The organism is Thiocapsa sp. (genome assembly GCF_011390875.1).
Taxonomy (GTDB): domain Bacteria; phylum Pseudomonadota; class Gammaproteobacteria; order Chromatiales; family Chromatiaceae; genus Thiocapsa.
In genome coordinates this window covers 1-3,513 of record NZ_JAABRP010000336.1, presented here as the reverse complement: position 1 = coordinate 3,513, position 3,513 = coordinate 1, and the positions used below count along the sequence as shown (strand labels likewise).

Sequence of the window (3,513 nt, the reverse complement as noted above, 5' to 3'; positions counted from 1 at the left end):
CCGGTAATGCGCCCATCGAACCTCGAACCCACGCCGCAAAAGGCGAATGTTTCGGCAGATCCGATACGTTCGTAAAGCGCGGCCTCCCAGGTAACGACGGGCTGGCCCGCGGTCTGCAATGGCGCCACGCCGGCCAGCACCACCGACCGCAGACCTTCCGGGGCCGACTGCATCACCTCTTGAGGAGCGCGCCCGGTTGACAAGCGCGGGGGCGTTGGGTCAGAGCGCGCCTTCGCTGCCGGTATACATCACATTGTTGACCCGCCCGGAACGATCCGTGTAGCAGCGCCAGGGTGCCTCGGCGCCCGCCACGGTTGCCTCGACGGTGATCCCGGCCTCGGACTCCGCGACGTCGAAGACGGCGACGTCGCTTGCGGATTTTCCCGTTTGTTTGGCGATCGCCGCTCGACAGGCGCGTGCCGGGACCCCGGTGAGGTCGCCGCCGGTAACGGCCGGAGTTACGGTGGATGTGGTGGAGCTGCTCTCGACGCAGCCGGCGACGACGAACGACCCGAGCAGCAGTGAAACCGCTAATGGTTTGATCATTTTCTTGAGTCCTCGGTTATTTACGCGCCCCCTCCGGGGGTTGGAAAAACGGATCGGCGATTGACCCGAATGGGTGAGCGAGCCACGACTGCGGATGATGCGGGATCGCACGACCTTCAGATTGGGAAGACCAAGGGCGTCCAGGACCTCGCGCACGGCTGGATCGGACGGGTTCATCGGCGATCGCCTCATGGAAAAAAAGGATGAGGACGTGCAACCAACGAGCGGCGGTGCGACGCTCAACGGCGCTAGGTCGGCCAACCGGTGTCGGCCCCTGGTGAGCGTTTCCCTAGGGCTGATAGGCCGACTCGCGCAGATAACTTCCGGCCACCCAGCCGCTGGCGCCCGAGCCCCCCAGCGGCGCGACCCGGCACCAGCGGTGCCCACCCGATATGCGACAACCGAGGTTGCGCAGCACGGTCCCGTTGTCGACCTCGTCGAGCACCGTCTCGTGCGACGAGGGTCCGGCGCGTACATTCAGGGTGTCGCCCCGCGGGACGCCCGTCACCTCCCAGAAGTCCGGCCCGCCGGACAGACCATCCGCGAAATCCGCCGTCGGCGGGGCGGAACTTTGGTGATGGTCGCCGCCGATGTGGATGCTTAGGCTGTAGCTGGCCTGCTCGTCGCGCCGGGCGGCGGCGCGCATTAAGTAGACTCGGATCCGGTAGTCACCGCTGTCGGGCAGGGTTCCGTCGAAGCGGTTGCCGGAGCTGCTGCCGACAAAAATCGCTTCGTCGCTGCTGCCCGGCGGCAAAATGTTGAAGAAGTTCTGCGGATTGTCCGTGTGCAGCTCGACGGTCATATGCTGTCCGGCCTTGGCACCGAGCACGTAGTCCACGTCATCCCGGCCACGCAGGTGACCCTTGACCGTGGTTCCCGAGGAGCCGGCCTTGAAGTGCACCCGCTCCTCGCGGATGTCGTCGGCAGCCAAAGCGGGCAGCGCGAACAAGAAGAGCAGGAGCAACAGGCCGAGCGTTTTCATTTCGGGGCTCCGAATGGTGCGTCTGGGGTCGGGAGTGTAAAGATCGTGCACGGAGAGCAACATCGGGGAAATTCCGTCGGGAATTCCCTGACAGCGACGCTCATCATTTCCGCATACCATGTTTACCGGTCGTCTGCGGATCAACGTCGGAAATCGCAGCGTCTTCCGCTGCGGCAGCACCATGAGCCTTGGCCTTTCGGCGGGGCAAAAGCACACCGCAGACGTTGGCGGTCGGTGCGGCGATCGCTGTCGGCGCGGCCGCCTCGGCTCCGCCGGTATTCCGAGTCCGCACTCCTGCAATCGATCGCGATGCCCCGATGAAACGACTCATCTCCGTACTTTCAGCCATCCTCCTCGTCCCTGCAGCCTTGTACCTGATTCTCGTGAATCTCGCGCTCGGTCTGCCCGCAACACAGACCTACCTCAATGCCATACAGCCCGACCGCTTCGCCGTTGGCTGGGAGCAGGCCTGGAGCTGGTATCCGTTGCGCGTGGAGCTACATGGTGTCGCTGCCGATGGACAGACGGCGACCGAGCAGTGGCAGGTGGATGCAGCGCGGGCAGCGGCCTCGATCTCCCTGCTGCCGCTCCTGAAGGGCGAGATCCGCGTGCATGATCTGGATCTCGTCGACATCGACCTGCGTTTGCGCCCGCGGCCGAACTCCGAGCAGGACCAAGCCGAGAGCAGCTCCTACTTTCCCGTCATCCGCAATCGCGACCCCGCGGCCCTCGCGGAGCCGGAGCAGGACTCCGGAACGGTTGTACTGCGGATCGACGACATCCATGTCCGCGGCCGACATACGTTCTGGGTCTCCCATCTTCGCGGCACGCTACCCGGCGAGGTCCGCGGGAGCTTCAGCTTGGATACCCGAGCCGGACGGGTGAGTCTCGCGGGCGGGGCCTTGGACCTGATGCTCGAGTCGCTGCAGATCGCCGACGTACCACACGTGACCGACCAGGCATCCATCAGAGGCCGGATCGAGATACCGCCCTTCGTGATCTCCGAGGCCACCGGGATCGCGGCCCTGACTGTCCCCGAGCTCGATGCGCAGATCGACCTGCCTGTGCAGGACTTGCGCTTCCTAGCCTTGTTGACCGGCGATTTGGGCGGGATCGACCTGAGCGGAAAGGGCCGCCTGCGCGGCCGTGTCAACTACTCCCATGGCCAGCTGCTCGGAGGCAGCAAGCTCACCGTCGAAGCCCACGAGTTGAGGATGACGCTCTCGCGATATGTCTTCACCGGCGACGGCATCGTCGAGCTGCTGGTCGATCCAAAGGATACGGATCAGGCGGATCTTTTGGTGCGCTTCGACGCGGTGGAGGCGGCCCTGATGGCGGAGCAGGCGAGCGGAGAAACCGATAGCGAAGACACGCGGGCGCTGCCCCTATTCTCCGGTCACGGCCTCGAGGCCCTCCTGCATGCCGAGACGCGCGATGGGGAGCACGGAGCCGACCTCGGCCTGACCTTGACGATCCCGGCGATGGAGGCGCCCGACCTCGCCGTCTACAGCCGGTTGCTCCCCGAGAAGTGGGATCTGCGGCTCGTTGGAGGAACAGGCGCGGTGAAAGGCCGGATGCAGGTTGACCCCGATCTGCTCACGCTGGAGCTGGATTTGGACTCCGACCGGGCCGAGGTGCGCTCCCGGAATCGGCACGCGACGACGGACCTTCGGCTGCAACTGCGCGCGACCCTGGGTGGTCCCGACGGGACGATCCTCGATCTCTCCGGGACATCGCTGCGCATCGACGATACCGAGTTCGCCGCCGTCGAGCCTTCCGAGTCCGGGTCCGGGCACGCGCAGCCCTGGAAGGCGGAGGTCACACTGAACGATGCCGCCCTGACCCTGCCGATGCAGACAGCACGACACCGCGATTGGCGCGCTCCTCTTGGACGCCGATGACGTCCGTATCGCACTGGACGAAACCGAACTGTCTGGCGATCTGCGATTCGACCTGCTGATCCGCGACGGCTCGGCGTTGGACAT

The 3,513-nt window shown here is 65.3% G+C and carries 3 protein-coding genes; 1 reads left to right on the top strand and 2 read right to left on the bottom strand.

Annotated features, from left to right (window positions below; genetic code table 11):
- Positions 1–219: 219 nt before the first annotated feature.
- Together GPT33_RS18055 and GPT33_RS18050 are read right to left on the bottom strand one after the other, a co-directional pair.
- The gene (locus GPT33_RS18055; RefSeq protein ID WP_296811842.1) at positions 220–546 is read right to left on the bottom strand and encodes a hypothetical protein; all 327 of its coding nucleotides are present in this window, start codon (positions 544–546) and stop codon (positions 220–222) included.
- 289 nt (positions 547–835) lie between these two features.
- The gene (locus GPT33_RS18050; RefSeq protein WP_296811840.1) at positions 836–1,528 is read right to left on the bottom strand and encodes an SH3 domain-containing protein; all 693 of its coding nucleotides are present in this window, start codon (positions 1,526–1,528) and stop codon (positions 836–838) included.
- A 317-nt stretch (positions 1,529–1,845) separates the two neighbouring features.
- Here GPT33_RS18050 and GPT33_RS18045 point away from each other — a divergent pair, with 317 nt between their 5' ends.
- Positions 1,846–3,429: a hypothetical protein gene (locus tag GPT33_RS18045; protein ID WP_296811839.1), complete on the top strand. Its 1,584-nt coding sequence runs from the start codon at positions 1,846–1,848 to the stop codon at positions 3,427–3,429.
- Positions 3,430–3,513 lie beyond the last annotated feature (84 nt).

What these genes read in the sequence shown, in the direction of transcription:
- GPT33_RS18055 (WP_296811842.1), bottom strand. Translation starts at nt 546, where the DNA reads ATGATCAAACCATTAGCGGTTTCACTGCTGCTCGGGTCGTTCGTCGTC.
- GPT33_RS18050 (WP_296811840.1), bottom strand. Translation starts at nt 1,528, where the DNA reads ATGAAAACGCTCGGCCTGTTGCTCCTGCTCTTCTTGTTCGCGCTGCCC.
- GPT33_RS18045 (WP_296811839.1), top strand. Translation starts at nt 1,846, where the DNA reads ATGAAACGACTCATCTCCGTACTTTCAGCCATCCTCCTCGTCCCTGCA.